Source organism: Salinicoccus sesuvii (assembly GCF_042648145.1).
GTDB classification, from domain to species: domain Bacteria; phylum Bacillota; class Bacilli; order Staphylococcales; family Salinicoccaceae; genus Salinicoccus; species Salinicoccus sesuvii.
This window is the reverse complement of the sequence record NZ_JBHRWV010000009.1, coordinates 51,200-70,394: the sequence shown is the minus strand read 5'-3', so window position 1 is coordinate 70,394 and position 19,195 is coordinate 51,200. Positions and strand designations below refer to the sequence as shown.

The window sequence follows — 19,195 nt, the reverse complement described above, 5'->3', positions numbered from 1 at the left end:
TGATCTCTTTGCAAATTGAAGAGTTGATTATTAAATTTAAGCAGATGGATTATGAATTAATGGAGTTTGAACCCTTTCAGGAGGACATGTCTTATAGTGGGATACAGATGTGGGTAAAGGACTCAAGAGTGATTTTTGTAAAAGAATACGAGGCAAAATCGTTATTTCTTGACTGGTATATTTCCGAACAGCCACTTATAGCAAGCATTTATAATTATCTTTCTGCAAATCACAAAAATAATATTTACTTTTTCATGATTCTTAACTTTGATCTGAATAATGACGATGATTTAGCGCTTACCATAAACAAGGTTATTAAAGATGAATACGTTTGTAAAAAATATGTTTTTCAATCAATAGATGAAATAACGGATGTTCCTTTTTTAAACAATCAATTTATTAAAATTCCACAATTCGATTATGATCAAGAGTTCAAATCTGGAATCTTAAATTTTAATATGATAAATCATTTTGTTGGGGAAGAGAAAGAAAGTCTCGATAGTTTTTACTCACTAGCAAGTAACTTATTAGATTACTATTTCACTTCTTATTCCCTCTTAGAAGAAACTAGTAAACTTGAAAAAGATATCATTAATATAGGAATCAGGAGTGTAAGTGATGAAGATTAGTCGACTTAGAGTGGAGAATTTTAGAATATTTAGAGGTGTCCATGAGTTCGACTTGAAAGATAAGAAAGTGATATTAATTGAGGGTTCAAATGGACACGGTAAAAGTACGATATTTGATGCTATAAATTGGGTGTTCACAGGCGAATTAAATCGTTTTTCTGGTAGCAGTGAACAATCCAAATTTAACTATCTTGTTAATAATCACGAGTATCTAAAGCAAACCTATATATCTAGTGTAGAAGTGGATATAGTTAATAGAGATGGAAATGTAAGTACTATTAGAAGAGAAGTTCGTAAACTATTATCAGGGAATATAGACAAAAAGCTCTTTGTTGAAGGTCAACAGTACACTATTCGAGATGGATTAAGAGCTATAATCAATCTAATTACAAAAGGAAACTTTTTAAATCAAGAACAAAAGTTGAACAACTTTAGTTCAATATTTGCTTCTACCCAGATCTTATCTCAAGAGACTTTAGAAGACTTTGTGAAGGTTGATAAACCAACTGATAGATATGCAAAACTTGAAAATATACTTGGTCTTGATAAATATGGGAAAGAATTAAGAAATTACATTAATAAGAGCAAGGGTGCTTTTGAGAATGAATTAAATCGTATAGACTCAGAGCTTAAAGATATTAAAAGCGAAATAAAGCGCCTTGACACACGGTATAGTGATAACGAATATATAATGGAATATACTGGTGAAATTAATGAGGCGCATTTAATTAGTAACTTAAATAAATATTTTGATTCTTTACCAGAACATTTTGTTAGTTATGATACTTTAAAGATCCAAAGCCTGGAAGAAGATGAAATCCAGAAAATTAGAAATCAAAGGGAAAACTTAGAGAATAAAAATAGAAAATTACAAAATATGATTTCTAGGATACATAGATTTGAGATAACTAATTCCGATTTAAATGAAGAACAAACAAAACTTGACGCTTCGTATAAGCATTTGTTAGATACCAATAGAGAATTAGAAAAAAGAGAACAGGGAAAAAAACGAGCTGAAAGTAGAAAAAATCAATTGTCATTGCTTGAAGAAAACCTTCATGAAATAAATGGTTTGCAAGAAGAATTAAATGATCTAAAAGGTAAAGAGAACGAAATAATAAACTATCAATCTTATATTAACAGCAATATAGAAATTAAAAAAATCATCGAAAAGTATAATAACTACAGTACTTTTATAAAAGAATTTGAATTTAAAAAAGAAAGTAAAGAGAAAAATTTAAATAGATTAGAGTTAATGAATAAAATTAAAGAACTAGAGGTAACAAACAAAAAATTGAAAAGTATTGAGAGTGAAATTAGAGACAAAAAAGAACAACTTGAACGAGCTTACAGTAATAGGGAGAAGAAGAATAAAATTATTGACCAGTTAAAATCTAAGAAGAAGGACATTCGTGCAGATAATTTTCAACAAATAACTTTCTCACTACAAAGAAGTCTCTTAAATAGAGAATCCGAGAAAGAGTGTCCTGTCTGTGGTAGTGATTTTAAAGATGTAAATGCTCTCTTGAGCCATGTTGAATTTAAACTAAAAGAAGGCCAAGAAAAGTATGATGGAGTTGAGATAAAGCTTAGCGAAGAACTTTCTGCAATTTCAAGTATAGATAACGAGATAAAGTCTTTACAAGAGCATATCAAATCAATAGAAGAAAAACTAAATGTAACTTTGAAAAGTAAAAAAACTATTGAACGTAAGAAAATATACCTTGAATCTATTATTCTGGATTTGTCAGGTTTAGATAGACAAAATATAAAAATTACAATAAAAGAGATTGACACTTTTATAAATGAACATGAACATTATTATAACTTAATTAAGGATGTGCTTGATAAGTCTAATGAGTTGAAATCTGTAAGAGAGAAAATCAGTTTGAATGAGAAAAAGTATGAGAATCTAAAGAAGCCTTTTAAGGGTAAGTTTACGTCTGTATTCAGTAAAGATGAAATCGCTACAAGAGTTAAGGAATTGGATAACTATTTAGATAAAAATAAAAAATCATTTAAACAGTTGAAATTAAAAACAGTTGAACTGGAATCTACAATCGATAGTATTAGAAATAAAATTGACCAAATTAACTTCGTTGTAAAGACATTAGAATCAGATTATCCTAAAACATTCAAAAGTTACAGTATTGATGAATGTTTAAGATATATTAATCAACAATCAAAAATGATATTGGATATTGATGCTGAAATTGTATCTAGCTTAAAGAACGTTTCAGCTTTCAAAGAGCAAGATAAGTTGACGAAAATACAAGGTCAAAAAGAGAAAATCGTTAAGCTTAAAAAGAATAAGGATTTTGAGCGTACATTAGCGGAAGAAAACTTAAGTAATATTGAAGTGTTAAAAAAAATACACACAAATGTTCAGAGTGATTTGATTAACAAGTACCTAAAAGATAATAGCAATATAATTAATCAGTTCTTTAGGCAAATCTCTCCTCACGCATACTACAAACATGTCAAACTTGTAACTAGAGAGAATGACTTATACGTATTACTTTCGGAGGAAGATGATTGGGGACTATTGGATGATCTAACTAAAGAACAACTTAAACAAGAAGTAAATGCGAATCTAAATTTTAGCGCAGCACAATCCACAATTCTTGCACTTAGTATCTTCTTATCTTTAAATATTACACAAAATTGGAGTAATCTGAACATAATCGGAATTGACGATCCTTTTCAACATTTAGACGATGTTAACACATATTCGTTCATTGATGTTCTCACCTCGCTAATTAATAACGAAGAAAAACAAATAATTGTAAGTACACACAATAAGAACTTTTCTGACTTGCTTATGTCAAAAATGTCTTTGCCTGCTGAGAATGTACTAAAAATATCAATTAATTCGTATAGTAAGAAACATATTGATATTACAGCAGCAAATTATATTAATTGGACTCAGAACTAACAGATCATTATTCTAGCATTGTACTTAAATTTGTTAAGTATTTAAAGTGAAATTAGTAAAGCTAGAATTATTTTGGATAAATTAACGATGTATTCAACTAGCATCCATCTTTTTGGTTCAAATTGGTTCAAGTAATATTAATTTCAATCCTTCTTCATACATTTTTATCCATATAATAATTCCTGCAACATTGATATAAAAGGATTTCCATGAATTAGCTACACTTGAAAATTATCTAGATATTTCTCAAAACGTTAATCGAGATATTATCGTTTCAAAGCACTTCCCAAATTACTTGGGAAGTGCTTTTTTGTTTTATCTAAACAAATCTTTAAGCTTAATTATAAATAGAACATATTATATTTTGATATATTAGAGAAGATACTTGTAGATATAATTGAAGTAAATCTACCTGCAGAAATTTGCGAAAGCAAATATGGATAGAGGTTTCTAAAAAGTTTGGGATCCCTATTTATTATACAAGTAAAGTGGAGGTTATGGAGATGGTGAAATACAAAGGTAAGACAGCACTTGTTACAGGTGCCTCAGGCGGCATTGGGAAGGCGTACGCGGAAGAACTTGCTTCCAAAGGGAGTGATATTATTCTGGTTGCACGATCTGATGAAAAGCTTAATGCATTGGCAGACGAGCTATCATTTAAGTATAAAGTGGACACGTATGTCATTCCGCTAGATTTGTCTGAAGCGAATTCAGTACATGAGTTAGGAGAACGTATAGAAAAGTTTGGATTGAACGTTGATATTTTGATCAATAATGCAGGTTTTGGTACACACGGCCGTTTCGAAACGATTTCGATTGATCGAGAGCAGGAAATGATTCGACTCAATATATCTACACTTGTAGGACTAACACACCAATTCCTACCACATATGCAGCAGCAGAGGGATGGTATTATTGTAAACTTAGCCTCTGTAGCTTCATTTCAGCCGCTTGCCTACATGGCAACCTATGCAGCGACGAAAGCATTTGTTCTGTCATTCTCTGAAGCCCTCTATGCAGAGAATCGTCGGCTTGGAGTAAGGATTTTGGCACTTTGTCCCGGTACTACGAAGACATCATTTTTCGATGTCATGGGAACAACAGACATGCCGGGAGGAATCAGAGGAACACCAGAGTCTGTCGTCAAGACAGGTTTTAAAGGTATCGCAAAAAATAAGAGTTACATTGTAGATGGTGCTAATAATTACTGGGTCGCCCAAGTGAGTAGATTTATAACAAGAAAAGGTATGGCTCTCATCACAGAGAGAGTAACGCGACCTTCAAAGTAGTAATTCAATTGTCTAATCAGATTATTTATTATTAAATAATTGATTCAATCACATATCGAATATCCATAACGGGTACATGAGTTTAAAAGATAAAGTGAGGCGAACATGAATGGCTTTTGACTATGACATGGATTTTGATAACATTGACTTCCGTGAGCAACCTGAACTGTACAGAGTAGGAAGAGGCGAGCAGGGTGTGCTGATGGTGGAACCTTATAAGAGTGAGATTCTTCCGCATTGGCGTTTCAAGACACCAGATATTGCAAGAGAGTCTTCTGACAAGATATATCAGATGTATCTGGATTATAAGGAAAAAAATGATTTTGTTGGCATGGATATGTCGAGGAAATTTTTGCAAATGGGCTACACAAGATCTCGACGCTACGCAAATTATAAAGGTGGCAAAAAGTACGACAAGAACGGTGAAGTGAATGAGCGAGATATTGATTCCGAAAAAGCAGAATCAGCTTCTATTTTTGAAGAAAAGTGGAAAACGGTTCGGGAAGATGAAGATTATCTCAAGTTGAAGAGAGCACACCAAAAGGAGTATGGATAAAACGATGATTGACCAACGTCAGAGCTTAGGCGGTGGAACCAGTTTAAGTGGTCGCCTCCCCATCTGCTCTGGCTTTCTGGTGTCTATTCTTGGAGAGTTTACTGTATAAGTCCCACAATTATGCTTCCACTTCAATCAATTCTGTATGGACTTCAAGTAGTCTTCGATTAGTTCGTTCAGGCTGTCCCAAGTGTTTCATAAGTTGCATCGACTTATTAATCCTATAATAGAAATCCTTTTCTTGTTCGCCTTTTCCGACGGTCTGGCATCCAAAGGTTATGTGTCTTTTCTATATGTCTTCCTCGATATACTCGCATTACCAATTCAGGAGCCTTTCGTGTTCGTCGCTTTAAAGCAATAAACAGTATTTCCCTTTTTCATTTTAGCTTTCATTGAAGCCTCTTCGTCCGGTTTCATGTTCTTATCATTAAGTAGTCCCATTTAAGTATATCTTGAAAAATATCGAATCAATTACTGAAGCGGTGTCCATTCGGTCTCTGATATACTGAATAGGATAAGGAGGACGTAAGAATGAAAATTATCGTGGACGCAGATGCATGCCCAGTAAAGGATATCGTTATAGAGGAAGCGGGCCGACTACGCTTTCCGGTGATATTGGTATCGAGCCTCTCCCACTACTCGGAGAAAGATTTACCGGTACATGTAGAAGCCATCTACGTAGAGGCAGGGCCCGATGCAGCAGATTTCAGAATTGTTCAGCTAGCAAAAAAGGGTAATATTGTTATCACCCAAGATTATGGGCTGGCTTCTTTGCTTTTACCTAAAGGATGCTTCGTGCTACATCACAAGGGATTCGAATACAACGACTTGAATATAGACAATCTACTTGCAACGCGCCATATGGGCAGTATGATTCGTAAGAGTGGCGGCCGGACAAAAGGTCCGAAGCCATTCAGCAAAGAGGATAAAGCTGCGTTTCTATCTCTATTTAAACAGAAGCTAGAGATGATCCACGAAGAATAGTCATTCATCCCTCCTTCCGCTTTCAGGCTCTCACGTAGAAAAGTATAGGAGATCTGACCAAAGGTCTTGTATGGAACTTATCAAGAAAAGTTAAAGAGCAGATTTTCATCACTGCACGCATTGTGAGTCTTCTGCAGTGAGACACCTTGACTATATAACCTCTTTGCTACGAATGGCAAAGAGGCTTTTTGTATTCCAAAATGTGGTTTGTGGCTAAAAACCTGGGTACAGTTGAGAATAGAGGGAATAAGATGAATATCTAATATATGACAGGAGGATTAATTGTGGCTGTAACAGATATTGAATTTGAATATGTTCAGACGAATGGTATTCAGCTCCATGTGGCTGTTTCAGGACCTGAAGATGGAGAACTGGTCGTCCTACTTCATGGCTTTCCAGAATTCTGGTTCAGTTGGCGGAAGCAGATTCGTGTGTTGGCTGATGCAGGCTACCGAGTCGTCGTACCGGACCAACGTGGATATAACAAGAGTGATAAGCCTGAAGGTAGAAATGCCTATAGTATCGATAAGCTAGAACAGGATATTCTCGAACTGATTGAACATTACGGATATGAGAATGCAGCAGTCATCGGTCACGACTGGGGTGGGGGTGTGGCTTGGCAGCTTGCTGGGACACATCCTGAAAAGGTGAAGCGTCTGATTGTGATCAATATGCCATACCCTACTGTACTGCCAAAAGTTTTATCAAAAAAACCGTCACAAGCGCTAAAGAGTTCATATATGGCTTTTTTCCAGATTCCTTTACTACCTGAAAAGATTCTGAGCGGTAAAGATTATGCGTATATGGCCCAGGCACTCGTTGAGACGAGTCGTGAGGGGACGTTTACGGAAGATGAGCTAGATGCTTATAGAATAGCATGGGCAAGGCCTTATGCCCTAACGAGCATGCTCAACTGGTATCGTGCCATACCCTACAGTACGAAGTATCTCCCGAAAAATACTATCGAAATCCCCGTAAAGATTATTTGGGGAAAAGGTGATCAATTTCTATCTAAGGAACTGGCTGAAGAAAGCCTGAATAACACAAGCAGTAATACAGTAGCTTGGGTAGATGATGGGACGCATTGGGTTCACCAGGAACAACCAGACTACGTAAATGAACAGATTCTGAAATTCTTAAAGTAAGTTACACTTCTATATCTCAAACCTCCTTTATACGAAGGGGGTTTTTCTATTATTAGTCTGCTTAAAATTTATGTGAAAAAAATAACAAAAAAGTATTGCATTTGTGATACATTTCACATATAATAAAACTATAGAAAAGAACGGTACATAAAGAGAGGAGCAAATATTATGATTAATTGGTTGAAAGCACACAAAGCAAGTGAGATTGTATTGTTGGTGTTGAGGTTCTATCTTGGTTTCGGGTGGTTTACAAGTGGTCTTGGTAAAGTGACGAGTGGTTTTGACGCATCAGGTTTCCTGCAAAATGCTGTACAGAATCCGGTTCTCGGACCAGATGGCAACCCAGTATATCCTTGGTACACCTTCTTGGTTGAAAATGTCTTTCTACAAATGAGCCCGGTAATCAATGTTATGGTGCCGTGGGGAGAAGTATTCGTCGGTTTGGGTCTGATTCTCGGTGGATTTACCGCATACGCTGCATTCTTCGGTTTGATGATGAACTTTGCATTCCTATTTGCCGGTACAGTGTCAGTGAATCCGCTCTACATCATCATCGGCATGATCATCCTTGTATCTGGACATAAAGCAGGTAGCTTCGGGCTGGATCGCTTCTTGCACCGTGAAAACAAAGAGGGGCGTCGCCATTTCCGGATGAATGGTCGCAAGCGTGAAGTAACAGAATAGATAAGTATTAAGAGAGACCTGCAATCATTGCGATTGCAGGTCTCTTATTATTTTTGAATTGAGTAACCCGTATGGTGAAGGGTATGATGCACTATAAGATCTAATGAATAGGAGCATTGAGATGAAGTATCTACTAAAAATAAAAAATAGCATATGGGTGACGCCAGTATTATACTGTCTGCTTGCGGTCCTTCTTGCATTAGTTGTTGTCTATACCGATATAAATATACTACCTAGACTTGATTTCGAATTGCCATTCTTTTTGGCAACCGAGGTAGACTTGGCTAAAGAGATACTCGGTTCGATTTCAGGTGCACTCCTTACTATGACGACCATCACGTTCTCTACTATTATGGTAGTCCTGACGACTTACTCCTCACAGTTTTCTCCTCGTGTCTTGACCAATTTTGTAAATGATCACAGAACGATGCGGGTACTTGGAGTGTTCATGGGTGGTTTCCTGTATTCGATTCTTTCACTTGCTTTTATGCAGCAAGCAACCTTCGAAGGAGAAGTCATTTCTGCAATAGTCGCAGTTATACTTGCTGTGCTCTGCTTGTTCTTCTTTGCCTATTTCATTCATTTTGTTGCATCAAGTATTCAGGTCAGTAACCTGATCGATTCACTGGTGGATGATGTCAAAGAAGAGATTGAGAGAGAAGCAAAGAGAATCGAGCAGGATCATGTGATAGTCGCCGACATTAAACCACAAATGGTGACCGAGTACGCTACATCTACTGTTCTTAGATCCGAAAGCTTCGGTTTTATTCAGTTTGTAGATCACGACGATTTGTTCGAGTGGGCTGAAAAGAATAAAGCGGTAATCCATGTTAATCGGTTCATCGGTGAATTTGTGACAACAACGACGGATATTCTCACCATCCACCATGACGAAGATACTGAAATACCGGAAAGTCTAATAGGCAACGTAACAATTGGACGGGAGCAGAATGTCTATCAGGATGTGGATTATGGTTTACACAAAATTGTCGATGTTTCACTCAGAGCACTCTCGCCTGGAATCAATGATCCAAATACGGCTGTGCAATGTATCCACTATATGACCGAAGCACTCATTAAAAGCTTCAAGTACACAGGGACTTATGTCGCATATAAAGATACTCAGCATATGGTGCGTCTCATATCCAAAAGGAGCAGTGTTGAAGACAAGTTATACAATGCTTTTTCTCAGATCAGTTTCTACGGACGCCAGGATGTCGTGGTGTTAGAGGCATTGTTTGAGTCGATGGAAAACATCACCATCAACAGCTCGAATGATGTAAAAAAAGTGATGAAGTTATTCAGTCTTTATGTATATGACCGGTTCGACAAAGATGTATTACATGAAATGGACAAGCAATTCATCAATAAGAGGAAAACTAAATTAGACCAAGCATTAGACGTTGAATATTAGCGTTCTAGGCGTTACTCGCGTATTAAGTATCAGTTTGTTTACGCAAAAAAACGACGGGAATAACTGTGTATTAATCAACTTTGTAGGAGGCGAAAGGAATGGGGACATGGTTCAGCTTGGTGTTTGTTGTAGGATTTGTCGTCATTCACCTGGTTTCAAAACAAATGAAGTTTCTAAAAGTGACGCCGAGAAGCAAATTTCTCTCCATTGCAGGCGGAATATCAGTAGCATACGTATTCATGCATCTTTTGCCCGAACTAGGTGAATACCAACAGGAATTTGAAGGCGCAATCGAAGGATTTGAATTTCTAGAAAGCCATATCTATATCATCGCGCTCCTTGGTCTCGTCGTTTTCTATGGTCTCGAGCAGCTTGCCAAAAATTCGAAGCGGCAGGGAGATCTAAAAGGGACACACAAAGCCTCCTCTAGTGTGTTCTGGCTTCATATATCTTCTTTTGGGTTGTACAACGCTATCATCGGCTACTTGCTTCTGAGAGGGGAGTACCAGTCCGAATGGGGAATGTTGTTCTACTTTGTAGCGATGGGAATTCATTTTATTACAAACGACAAAGCCTTAAGGTCTGCCCATAAAGAAGACTACGACAGATACGGCCGCTGGCTTCTCGCAATTGCCATTACGGTCGGTTGGCTTATTGGTATGTTCACGGAATTAAATATACTTGTCATCTCAATACTGACTGCATTTCTTGCCGGTGGAGTAATATTGAACGTCATGAAGGAGGAACTGCCAGAAGAGCGGGAGAGCAGTTTTCCTGCTTTCTTCACAGGAATGCTCGGCTATACAGTACTCCTTCTGATTATATAGACACATATCAGTGTGCTACAAGAAATAACAAGGTGTAAAGGGGACGATGTATAGAACGGCCATATTGTTCAAATAGAAAAAGCCTGGACTGCAAAATTGCAGTCCAGGCTTTTTCTATTTGAATGTTACTGACTCCAGTTATCATATTCCTTCTGAGAACAAAGGACTTTATGGTTGTTACCGAAGTCTCGTAGCATCACTTCTTCGTTTTCCGAATAATCGTGTTGTGTAGCGTCGTAGGAGATTCTTGTACGGTTCTTTTCGGTACGAGGATCAGGTTGTGGCACTGCAGACAGCAATGACTTGGTGTAGGGATGGATTGGATTCATATATACATCGGATGCATCCCCAATCTCAAGTAGCTGTCCCATGTACATGACAGCAATGCGGTCGGAAATATACTTGACCATTGATAGATCGTGAGCGATAAAGAGATAGGCAAGGCCGCGCTCTTCTTGTATTTCCTTCATCATATTGACGACTTGCGCCTGAATCGAAACGTCCAGTGCGGAGATCGGCTCATCAGCAATAATCATTTTAGGATCAAAGCTTAGAGCACGCGCAATTCCAATTCTCTGACGTTGACCACCTGAGAACTCGTGTGGATAGCGGTTGGCATGCTCACGGTTCAGACCGACAGATTCAAGTAGATTATAGATCTTCTGACGTCTCTCTTGTTTGTTCTTGTAGAGGCCATGAATATCATAGCCTTCTTCAAGAATCTCAAAAACAGTCATTCTTGGGTTCAGAGAGGCATATGGATCTTGGAAGATCATTTGAATGTTCTGATTGAAAATCTTCTGTTCTTTACTAGAAAGATTATCAGTTGGCTTACCATCAAAAATCACTTCTCCACCAGTCTTTTCGTACAAGTTAATAATCGTACGTCCAGTTGTGGATTTACCACAACCAGATTCACCTACTAACCCAAGCGTTTCGCCTGGCATTACATGGAATGAAATGTTATTAACAGCCTTCAGTGGGTTTCTTTTTGAGCCAAAATGCTTCTCAAGATTCTTTACTTCCAGGATAGCTTCAGTCACTATTTGCCACCTCCTGAGTATTGCATATATCGATTTTTGATTACGTCAGGTATTTCAGTTTTAGGTGCATCGGGATGTAATCTCCAAGTTTTCGCGAAGTGTGTTTCACTTACTTGGAACATCGGTGGGTTCTGCTCGTAATCGATTTTCATCGCGTAGGGATTTCTTGGTGCAAACGCATCCCCTTTTGGTGGATTCGTCAAATCTGGAGGTGACCCTTCGATTGTACGCAATTTTTGATCTTTTTCTTCGTTTAAATCAGGCATAGAACCGAGCAGTCCCCATGTGTAAGGATGCTGAGGATTGTAGAAGATGTCGTCTACTGTGCCGATTTCAACAATTTCCCCGGCATACATGACGGCGACACGATCTGCTACATTCGCTACAACACCGAGATCGTGTGTGATGAAGATGATAGAAGTCTGGGAGTTCTGCTGAATCTCCTTCATCACGTCGAGTATTTGAGCTTGTATGGTTACATCCAGCGCCGTAGTTGGTTCATCTGCAATCAACAGCTTCGGATTTGCTGCCAAGGCGATGGCGATGACCACACGCTGGCGCATACCACCAGAGAACTCGTGTGGATATTGGTTGAGACGTTGTTCGGGTAATGGTATACCAACCATCTGCATTAATTCGAGCGCACGTTTTCTAGCATCGCTTTTAGATACTTTCTGGTGCTTCAGAATTACTTCTGTAATCTGTTTGCCGACCTTCATCGTCGGGTTCAACGATGTCATCGGATCTTGGAAGATCATGCTGATATCATTTCCTCGGATTTTCTCCATCTGCTTTTCAGATTGATCAAGCAGGTTTTTGCCATCAAACAAAATTTCTCCATGAGAATAGATGGCAGGAGGTTGAGGGAGTAATTTCATAATCGCCTGGTTCGTTACACTTTTACCGGATCCGGACTCACCTACGATGGCGAGTGTTTCACCTTTATAAACATCATAGCTTACTCCGCGAACTGCATTTACAGTTCCTGCATAGGTGGAGAAATCAATTTTTAGATCTTTTATTTGAAGAACTGGTTCTTTCATCTATATCACTTCCTTAACTTAGGATCCAGAGCGTCTCTTAGTCCATCACCAATGGCATTGAATGCAAAGATTGTCAAACTGATAAGCAGCGCCGGGAAGAATAGTCTCCAAGGTGCGTTCGTCAATGCAGGATAACCGTCGTTGGCCATGGTACCCCAGCTTGCCAGTGGTGCAGGCACACCGAGCCCCAGATAGCTTAGGAATGCTTCTGTGAAGATTGCATTCGGTATTGTGAGTGTCATTGTAACGAGAATGGCACCGAGTGCATTCGGAAGCAGATGCTTTCTGATCAAATGCATGTTTTTTGCACCAAGCGTTCTTGCTGCAAGTACGTACTCTTGATTTTTGAGTTTCAGTATTTCAGATCTTGTAATACGTGCCATATTTACCCAACCCGTTAGGGACAAGGCGATGATCATAGGAATCAAGCCTGGTTGCATAACAACAAGAAGAATGATTACGACAAGTAGGTACGGAATTGCAGTAAGAATATCCGCAATACGCATCATGATTTCGTCTGTACGGCCACCTTTGAGTCCTGCGATGGAGCCCCAAGCCACACCGATGATAAGGTCGATGACTGCAGCAGCAATACCAATGAAGATCGATATTCTTGCGCCGACCCAAACACGCGTGAAGATATCACGGCCGAGATCGTCTGTTCCAAACCAATAGGTTCCATTCGGAGACGTGTTATAGTCGCCATTTTGCTGGCGGTAAGTAAACTCTGAAATTATCGGACCGAATATTGCACCGAGGATGATAATGAAAAGTGTAATGAATCCAACGAGCGCGAGCTTATTTCTAAGGAATCTCCTAAAAACTTCTCCCCAGAAGGAAATCGACTTCTTGGCAAGTAGTTCTGATTCTTCCGTTTTGGATCCGACGACTTCAAAATCCGAAGAATTGAGTTTTGGAATATCTTTATTTGCCACGTGATTTTCCTCCTCTCAACTGGATGCGTGGGTCAATGAAACTGTAAAGAATGTCAACAAGCAACACTGCAAACAACAAGATAATTGAGTAGAACACTGTCGTACCCATGATTACAGTGTAGTCACGGTTAGTGATGCTGGTTACAAAGTATTTACCTATTCCTGGGATGGCAAATATCTCTTCAATTACAAAACTACCTGTAATGATACCAGCTGTAAGTGGTGCTAAATAAGTGACAACAGGTAACAGAGCATTTCTCAGGGCATGCTTAAAAACAACGACCCATCTTGATATACCTTTCGCTTTAGCCATTTTTACATACTCACTATTTGTCTCTTCAAGCATACTTGAACGCGTGAGTTTAGCGATGAACGCCATTGGAGTGGAAGCGAGTGCTACTGCTGGCAGTATGCTGTAGATAAAGCCACTCCATCCTGCGATAGGAAATAGTCCAGCTTGCAGTGCCAAATAATATTGAAGTACTGATGCCATGACAAAGGAAGGTACCGATATACCAATGACGGCAATCAAACTCATGACATAGTCCGGCCATTTGTTATGGAACAAAGCAGAAATGGTGCCGATAAGTACTCCCAAACCGACCGCTATGAACATTGCCTCAAGTCCAAGTGTTAGTGAAATCGGAAAACCTTCTGCGATCATATCGTTTGTTTCACGATATTTATACTTCATAGATGTTCCGAAATCGCCTTGTACTGTGTTTAAAAGATATTCCCCATATTGTACGTACCAAGGGTTGTCGAGTCCATACTTTGCATTAAGACTCTCCTGGATAGCCGGTGGTAATGCCCGTTCTGAGGCGAAGGGGTTACCTGGGGCCAGACGCATCAGGAAAAATGTTGCGGTGACAATTATAAATAAAGCAATGATGATGTATATCAGGCGCTGACCTAAATACTTGATCATCTTCAGCGCTCCTTTCCCAAAAATGACAGGTGAGTATATAAAATACTCACCTGACAGTATAGTCTTGATATTCTTATTCAGCTATGTCTACGTATTTCAATTGAACGTTTCCTAGTGGATCAGACTCCATATTCTCTATTGAATCATCATGAACAGATAGGTTCGTGTAGAAGTAGATTGGTGCAATCGGATAGTCATCCATCAGAATCTGTTCTGCATCTTGTAGCATTTCTGTACGTGCTGCTTCGTCTGTTTCTTGTGATGCGTCTCTGAGTAATTGTGTATATTCTTCATTTGTCCATCCAGTGTTGTTGTTGCCACCTTCAGTTCTGAAGATTTCAAGGAAGTTGATTGGATCATTGAAGTCTCCTAGCCAACCGTAACGTCCAACCTGGTGTTCGAGGCCATTGAGCTCTTCTAGATAAACTTGCCATTCGGAATTGTTAAGTGTGACGTTGATACCAAGATTGTCGCTCCAGCCTTGTTGAATGAACTGTGCAATCGCTGCGTGTGCTTCACTTGTATTATAAGAGAGTGCGATAGATAGTTCTGAAGCATCGCTCATACCAAGTTCTTCCAGTCCAGCATCGAGTGCTGCTTGTGCTTCTTCCATATCGTTAGATTCGAAGTAACCAGCTGGCTCCTCAAAACCTTCCATTGTCTGTGGGACAAGTCCAGTTGCTGGTACTTGTTCTCCTTTAGTGACGTTATCGATAAGTGCCTGACGATCGATTGCGAGTGTCAATGCTTTACGGATGTTTTCATTTTCCATGACTTCGTCCTGAACATTGAACACATACATGTAAGTACCTGCTTGGTCTCTAACATTGAGTGTGCCATCTTCTCTAAAACGATCGAGCGCATTCAAATCGATGGAATTGAATGGTGAACCTAGATAATCGAGTTCGCCAGCTTCAAACATGTTGAGTGCAGTTGCTTCACTCTCTACGATGTCGATGCTGATATTATCAAGAGCAACGTTTTCTGCATCCCAGTAGTTATCGTTCTTTGCCAGAACAATCTCATCTGCACTTGTGAAGTTTTCCATCGTGAAAGGACCGTTTCCAATGTAGTTTTCACCATTTGGATCTGTGTGCCAATCTGGATTTTCATCGGCTAGGTCAGAGTTAACTGGATAGTAAGTGTAGAATGCTGTCAACTCGTCAAAGAAAGGTGTTGGGTTTACGAGATTAACTTCAAGTGTCTGCTCGTCCACTGCTGTAACAGCTACATCATCCATGGAACCTTCGCCTGAGTTGTAGGCTTCCGCTCCTTCTATGTAGTAGAGCTGATAAGCGTAGTCTGCAGTATTTTCAGGATCTAGTGCCCATTTCCAAGCATATTCGAAGTCTTGTGCAGTGACAGGGTCACCGTTGGACCATTGTGCGTCTCTTAGGGTGTAAGTATAGGTAAGGCCATCTTCACTTACGTCGATATTTTCTGCCATCGCAGGCTCTGGATTACCTTCAGGGTCAAGGCGAGTCAATCCTTCAAAGACACTTGCCATGATTGCGCCCGATGTTGTATCAGTAGCGAGTGCTGGGTGGAAAGATGGTGGATCTGAAGCGATTGAAAGATTGATGGATTTATCGCCACCAGATTCTCCCTCACTTGATGTACTCTCTTCGCTGCTATCACCGTTATCTCCGCCAAAATTACAGGCTGCGAGAACGAGTGTTAGAGTCAGGAAAAGCAGTAAAGCTTTGAAATTTTTCATACAATTCACTCCTTTTTTACTATTCGTATTATACTGCATATTACATTGGCATTACAAGAGTATAAATGTGTAATATGAAAAGTATTGACCAATTACTTCTATAACATGTCTCACAGATATAATCTCTTTTGAAAACGCTTTACCTGATATGTATTATCACTGTATGTTCGAGAAATGTCAAATTCGTAACGTCTTTGTAACGTGCGAAAATTTTTGTAGCAAACTTTTAGGAAGGATACAACCTGAGTCGACTATAATCCTTAGTGTGGGGTATAGAGAAATATCATAAATGAAGAGAGGTTCAATAAATGAAAATACTACTGACTGGTGCCTCCGGATACATCGGTGGAAATTTGCTTGAAAGTCTTAAAGAAGATTATGAGATTGTAGCAATATCAAGAAATACCGAAAATAAAAAAGATGAAAAGAACGTAACATGGAAGGAAGCCGATCTCTATTCCCAGATAGACATCGAGAATGTTATGGGGGACATCGATATTGCCATCTATCTCGTCCACTCCATGCAGCCATCGTCAAAATTGTCACAGGCAAAGTTCGAAGACATGGATGCCATACTTGCCGATAACTTCGCATGGGCTGCGAAGCAAAAGGGCGTTAAGCGTATCATTTATTTGAGCGGCATTATTCCTGAAGACGACAAACTCTCTGCACATCTGAGGAGCCGCCTCGAGTGTGAAAGAATCCTAGGGTGCTACGGCATACCTGTAACAACATTGCGTGCGGGCCTAATAGTTGGTCCGAAAGGGTCATCGTTCCCAATCCTGCATAACCTTGTCAAACGCTTGCCTGGTATGCTGTTGCCTTCATGGGCATACAACCGTACGCATCCCGTTGCACTAAAGGATGTCATCACGGGGTTAACGAAAGTTGTCAAAAGAGAACCGAAGGATAACGAGTCGATTGACATCGGTGGACCAGAAGAGAAGACGTATAAGGAGCTGTTCGTTGAAACAGCAGAAGTTATGGATAAGAAGCTGCCAATGGTAGATGTGCCGATCATTCCGATTTTCCTATCGAAGCTCTGGGTGCGTCTGATTGCCCAGAAACCAAAAGAGATGGTCTATCCACTTCTTGAGAGTCTAACGCACAGTATGGTAATGAGAAAAGAGAATTACGAGGAGGGTATTTCCGATGCCCCGACTACCTTTAAGGAAAGTGTACGCATCGCATTAGATGATGAGATGGATGCTAGTTCCAGTTCCGGTATCGAGATTGTGCAAAAGAAAGATGTGGAAAGAAATGATGTCAAATCGGTCCAACGCATACGTATACCAAAGCAGTGGTCTATCGATGACACTGCCGACTATTATGTTAACTGGTTGTCGCGGATGGGGGGGAGATTCATTAGTACGAAAGTAGAAGAAGATGTGACATCGATTGCCTTGCCGTTCTTTAAAACACCAATTCTTATTTTGGACAGGTCTGAGGCGCGTTCTTACGAAAACCGAATCCTCTATTATATAAAGGGGGGTAAGTTTTCTCATGAAAGAGAAAAAGGGCGGGCACGCCTTGAGTTCCGAAGAATTCTGGATACAGATGAGGTACTTATTGCAATCCACGAGTATGAGCCGACTTTGCCATGGTTTGTATATACGTTGACACAGGCCAAGATTCATTTGATTGTCATGAAGGCTTTCGGTTTTGAAACACGTCTACTCGCAAACATGCTTGATTCGAGATATGCCAAGTATGTATCGAACCCCAATGCATCTTAAAATAATAATCACAAACGCGAGGTCCGTCTTAAGCGGAACTCGCGTTTTGTGTTTTTACGGCAGTGGCTCTATACCACTGGAAGCAAAGTATAATGATAATCGCGAGATCAATGATGTCGCCACCATAATACATCAGCATTGCACCAGTCTCTGCTTCTGTCTTTTGAATGCCTCGCGGAGGGTAAGCATAAATTAACTTCGATAGCACTTTATGGAGTCCGAGGGACAACACAAGTACAACCGACCGGTGTACAAAGCTGTAACGATGGGTCGTTATATCGATATACAGTATGGAAATTGTAAATAGGTAGCCCGCTAGAAATACATGCAGATGTACAATGGCGTAGAGCCAAAGCGATGTATGCATTATTGTAAAAAGACTAGTCGTGTAAAGTAGGTATAAGCCACCGATATTCAGGGTCGCTGCAACCATCGGATTGGTGATTAATTTGACGTATCGGCTGTTAAGTAGGTGGCTGACACGTTTTGCCGTCTTAACAGGAAGAGTCCGCATAAGCAACGTCATGGGTCGGCTAAGGACGATAAGTAGCGGTGCAAGCATGCCGAGCAGAAGATGTCCCATCATGTGCGCATTAAAATTGTGGTGAGCGCGCTCTGCTAGAGGTCCACTCAGAGCTGACGCGGCGAAAAAGATGCCAAGTAACCACCATAAGTAACGGGAATTTTTCCATGTTGAATGTTTTTTATTGGAGAAGAAAATTCCAAGGGGATATAAGCAGACTGCAATGATCGCTATAATGGCGGTTGCAACTTCAAGTGGTGCAAAATCGGTATGGCTCATGTGAGTATGCATTACGTCACCCCGATCGTTGCTTGCCTGCTTTAATCATCAGGATGATACCGATAATGAGCAACAAGGCGCCACTGATGTTCCATGCAAGATTGTAGGGGAGAGGCTCTACTCCATAGCGCACCTGATGCACTTGCAACATCTTATGATTGATAATGCCATCGATCAACTGGAATCCACCCAGTCCGATGAAGGAAGCAGCAGTCCATGTCGCCATATGCCTAGTCCCTTTTCGATTTAGATCTGCGAACATGAAAAGTCCCAGAACGATAGCAAAAAGTGCAAACGCGTTAAGCAGGCCATCTGATAGTATACCGATGTATGGTGTTGCGCGGTCATAGAAGTGATGCCACTGCAGTAGCTGATGGAAAATGATCTCATCAACTAAAGCCATGAAACCAATTCCGAAAAACACTCCTGATACAACGTTTCTGCGGATATCTGGTGTCTGTTGCTTGGACATCTCAACAACCCCTTTCGGTTTCAACTTATCTTTCCATACCCTACTCACACGGGAAT

General features: G+C 39.7%; 17 protein-coding genes. 10 read left to right on the top strand and 7 right to left on the bottom strand.

What is annotated here, in order from left to right; all coding sequences use genetic code 11:
• Positions 1-8 precede the first annotated feature (8 nt).
• The 9 genes from ACFOJ8_RS10805 (at position 9) to ACFOJ8_RS10765 (ending at position 10,463) form a co-directional block, all read left to right on the top strand.
• Positions 9-629: an ABC-three component system middle component 1 gene (locus ACFOJ8_RS10805; RefSeq protein ID WP_380650521.1), complete on the top strand. Its 621-nt coding sequence runs from the start codon at positions 9-11 to the stop codon at positions 627-629.
• Positions 619-3,564, top strand: coding sequence for an AAA family ATPase (locus ACFOJ8_RS10800; protein WP_380650519.1), 2,946 nt, complete (start codon positions 619-621; stop codon positions 3,562-3,564). The genes ACFOJ8_RS10805 and ACFOJ8_RS10800 overlap by 11 nt, the downstream gene beginning before the upstream one ends.
• Before the next feature lie 503 nt (positions 3,565-4,067).
• Positions 4,068-4,853 carry an SDR family NAD(P)-dependent oxidoreductase gene (locus ACFOJ8_RS10795; RefSeq protein WP_380650517.1) on the top strand — a complete coding sequence of 262 codons (786 nt, stop codon included), beginning with the start codon at positions 4,068-4,070 and terminating at the stop codon, positions 4,851-4,853.
• Between the two features lie 109 nt (positions 4,854-4,962).
• Positions 4,963-5,409 (top strand): DUF4385 domain-containing protein, encoded by a 447-nt coding sequence (locus ACFOJ8_RS10790; protein WP_380650515.1) that lies wholly within the window; start codon positions 4,963-4,965, stop codon positions 5,407-5,409.
• Positions 5,410-5,940: 531 nt separating this feature from the next.
• Entirely contained in the window at positions 5,941-6,393 is a 453-nt protein-coding gene (locus ACFOJ8_RS10785; protein ID WP_380650513.1) for a YaiI/YqxD family protein, read from the top strand.
• Between the two features lie 284 nt (positions 6,394-6,677).
• Positions 6,678-7,538 (top strand): alpha/beta fold hydrolase, encoded by an 861-nt coding sequence (locus ACFOJ8_RS10780; RefSeq protein WP_380650511.1) that lies wholly within the window; start codon positions 6,678-6,680, stop codon positions 7,536-7,538.
• Positions 7,539-7,706: 168 nt separating this feature from the next.
• Positions 7,707-8,222 carry a DoxX family protein gene (locus ACFOJ8_RS10775; RefSeq protein WP_380650509.1) on the top strand — a complete coding sequence of 172 codons (516 nt, stop codon included), beginning with the start codon at positions 7,707-7,709 and terminating at the stop codon, positions 8,220-8,222.
• 121 nt (positions 8,223-8,343) lie between these two features.
• Positions 8,344-9,636, top strand: a complete 1,293-nt coding sequence (locus ACFOJ8_RS10770; RefSeq protein ID WP_380650507.1) for a DUF2254 domain-containing protein — start codon at positions 8,344-8,346, stop codon at positions 9,634-9,636.
• 98 nt (positions 9,637-9,734) lie between these two features.
• The gene (locus tag ACFOJ8_RS10765; protein ID WP_380650505.1) at positions 9,735-10,463 is read left to right on the top strand and encodes a hypothetical protein; all 729 of its coding nucleotides are present in this window, start codon (positions 9,735-9,737) and stop codon (positions 10,461-10,463) included.
• Between the two features lie 125 nt (positions 10,464-10,588).
• Here ACFOJ8_RS10765 and ACFOJ8_RS10760 read toward each other — a convergent pair whose 3' ends face one another.
• The 5 genes from ACFOJ8_RS10760 to ACFOJ8_RS10740 form a co-directional block, all read right to left on the bottom strand.
• Positions 10,589-11,506, bottom strand: coding sequence for an ABC transporter ATP-binding protein (locus ACFOJ8_RS10760; protein ID WP_380650503.1), 918 nt, complete (start codon positions 11,504-11,506; stop codon positions 10,589-10,591).
• The gene (locus tag ACFOJ8_RS10755) at positions 11,506-12,549 is read right to left on the bottom strand and encodes an ABC transporter ATP-binding protein (protein WP_380650501.1); all 1,044 of its coding nucleotides are present in this window, start codon (positions 12,547-12,549) and stop codon (positions 11,506-11,508) included. Before ACFOJ8_RS10755 ends, ACFOJ8_RS10760 begins: the two co-directional genes overlap by 1 nt.
• Before the next feature lie 5 nt (positions 12,550-12,554).
• Entirely contained in the window at positions 12,555-13,469 is a 915-nt protein-coding gene (locus ACFOJ8_RS10750) for an ABC transporter permease (RefSeq protein WP_380656920.1), read from the bottom strand.
• 4 nt (positions 13,470-13,473) lie between these two features.
• On the bottom strand, positions 13,474-14,412 hold the full coding sequence (locus ACFOJ8_RS10745) for an ABC transporter permease (RefSeq protein WP_380650499.1): 939 nt from the start codon (positions 14,410-14,412) through the stop codon (positions 13,474-13,476).
• A gap of 73 nt (positions 14,413-14,485) precedes the next feature.
• Positions 14,486-16,129 carry a peptide ABC transporter substrate-binding protein gene (locus ACFOJ8_RS10740; protein WP_380650497.1) on the bottom strand — a complete coding sequence of 548 codons (1,644 nt, stop codon included), beginning with the start codon at positions 16,127-16,129 and terminating at the stop codon, positions 14,486-14,488.
• A gap of 308 nt (positions 16,130-16,437) precedes the next feature.
• Here ACFOJ8_RS10740 and ACFOJ8_RS10735 point away from each other — a divergent pair, with 308 nt between their 5' ends.
• The gene (locus ACFOJ8_RS10735; RefSeq protein WP_380650495.1) at positions 16,438-17,865 is read left to right on the top strand and encodes an NAD(P)H-binding protein; all 1,428 of its coding nucleotides are present in this window, start codon (positions 16,438-16,440) and stop codon (positions 17,863-17,865) included.
• A gap of 28 nt (positions 17,866-17,893) precedes the next feature.
• Here ACFOJ8_RS10735 and ACFOJ8_RS10730 read toward each other — a convergent pair whose 3' ends face one another.
• Together ACFOJ8_RS10730 and ACFOJ8_RS10725 are read right to left on the bottom strand one after the other, a co-directional pair.
• Positions 17,894-18,679, bottom strand: coding sequence for a cytochrome c oxidase assembly protein (locus ACFOJ8_RS10730; protein WP_380659929.1), 786 nt, complete (start codon positions 18,677-18,679; stop codon positions 17,894-17,896).
• A 4-nt stretch (positions 18,680-18,683) separates the two neighbouring features.
• Positions 18,684-19,139 carry a DUF2243 domain-containing protein gene (locus ACFOJ8_RS10725; protein ID WP_380659928.1) on the bottom strand — a complete coding sequence of 152 codons (456 nt, stop codon included), beginning with the start codon at positions 19,137-19,139 and terminating at the stop codon, positions 18,684-18,686.
• Positions 19,140-19,195 lie beyond the last annotated feature (56 nt).